The organism is Oleiphilus sp. HI0117, assembly GCF_001635235.1.
Window position 1 is genome coordinate 1 of sequence record NZ_LWGA01001264.1, and the last position, 1,912, is coordinate 1,912.

Annotated in this window: 1 protein-coding gene and 1 pseudogene; one reads left to right on the top strand and one right to left on the bottom strand. The window is 41.9% G+C overall.

Annotation, left to right across the window (positions count from 1 at the left end; all coding sequences use genetic code 11):
* Nucleotides 1–568: MoxR family ATPase (locus A3757_RS22035; protein ID WP_156506493.1), on the bottom strand; the 568-nt coding region annotated here is incomplete at its 3' end.
* Between the two features lie 149 nt (nucleotides 569–717).
* On the opposite strand from A3757_RS22035, the pseudogene A3757_RS22040 reads away from it, so the two are divergent.
* Nucleotides 718–1,912: pseudogene (locus A3757_RS22040) on the top strand (NAD-glutamate dehydrogenase domain-containing protein); the annotation flags it as partial.

A 1,912-nucleotide genomic window follows, 5' to 3' on the forward strand; every position in this document is an offset into this window, starting at 1 on the left:
GCTCGCTTCTGGCTAGTCGCAATATTTCCTTTTCGGACTCAAGGTTGGGGTAGTCGATCTTTACGTGCATTAAAAAACGATCTAACTGCGCTTCGGGCAGGGGGTAGGTGCCTTCTTGTTCGATTGGGTTTTGCGTGGCCATTACTAAGAATAAACTATCAAGCGGGAAGGTTTGTTTGCCAACGCTTACTTGTCGCTCGGCCATTGCTTCTAGTAGTGCAGATTGAACTTTTGCGGGGGCACGGTTAATTTCGTCAGCTAGTATTAAATTATGAAATATTGGGCCTTTTTGAAATTCAAACTCTCCTTTCTCGGCACGATATATTTCTGTGCCGGTTACATCGGAAGGGAGTAGATCAGGTGTGAACTGGATGCGTTGAAAGTTGCCTTCAATTCGATCGGAAAGTTCTTTGATTGCCTTTGTTTTTGCAAGCCCGGGCGCGCCTTCAACTAGTAAGTGGCCATCTGCCAAAAGGGCAATTAGCAATCGCTCGACCAAATGTGCCTGGCCAAGAATTCGTTTGCTGAGAGCTGTATTTAATTGATCAAATGCTGCATGTGCGCTCATAGTGCAATAACCTAGATAATATTTCTAAAAAAATCGAAGATTAAACTTAATAGATAGATGATTAATAAGCAATTTCCTGTCAATGAACTATTATTCATTTAACTAATGTAAGTTGTGAGCTTTGTTGATTGAAATGGCGGAAAATAATAATGAAGGTTATTGATACCACAAGTAAGAAAAAATTCATTTCCCAGATTAAAGACTCTGTTAAGGATAAGTTAGGTGTCAAACAGGGAGCGTTGGTTACCCAGTTTGTCGACCAGCTTTTCGCAAGCACGTTTATAGAGGAATTCGAAGGCCGTAGAGTCTCGGATATGCTCGGCCTTGTTATGTCGGCATGGAAGTTTTCTTCATCGCACAAAGGTACAAAGGCGAAAATTGAGGTTTTTAACCCGAACCTTGAAGACCATAATTGGCAGTCACCCCATACTGTACTCGTGGTGCTTCAAGAAAACATGCCGTTTATTGTCGATTCGATCAGGCTAATCCTTTCTAATCGCATGGTCAAAATTCATAGTATTCAGTATGCAAATATCCGTTGCGAACGAGCAAAAAATGGTGATATTGAATCCCTTAAAAGTGGTGCCGCCGCAAAAGAATCAACCTGCAATGATGAAGCGCTTATATTTATCGAGATAGATCGGCATAGCGATTCAGCGTCTCAGAAGTCTTTGCTAAAGGCTATCAATGAAGTGATGTCAGACGTTTCAACGATGGTTGGCGACTATGAAAATATGCTTACCAAGAAACAGAGCTTGATAGAAAACCTAACCGAAAAGAATTATAAAACTATTGCGCCTGAAGACATTGAAGAGGGGCGCGAGTTTTTACGCTGGATGGGGGATGAACGCTTCATCTTCTTGGGTTGTGTAGATTATGACCTAAAGAAAGAGGGAAGAAGTGAAAGTTTCGACCTCGTTAAAGGAAGCGGCCTGGGGCTGGTTCATCGCTTTGTAGATTTTATCGAAAAGTCAGAACTGAACAAGTTGCCAAAAGCCTCTAAGCAACAAATTTTCGGTAGCAATTTGTTCTTTTTCTCAAAGGCTTCTCAGCGGTCCTCCGTTCATCGACCTGTTTATCCAGAGTGTGTTGGTGTAAAGCGTTTTGATAAAGATGGCAATTTAGCCGGTATCTGTTGTTTTATTGGCCTATACACCGCAAAAATGTATTCTGAATCGCCTGCAAACATTCCTTTGTTGCGGAATAAAATCAGCTACGTTTCTGAAAACTCGGGTTTAAATATACGGGACTATCGGGGCAAGGAGCTTCTGCAGTCTCTGATAGTTTTTCCACGGGAGGATCTGTTCCAGATTGATAAGGATGAGTTGCTCGACGTTATTATGG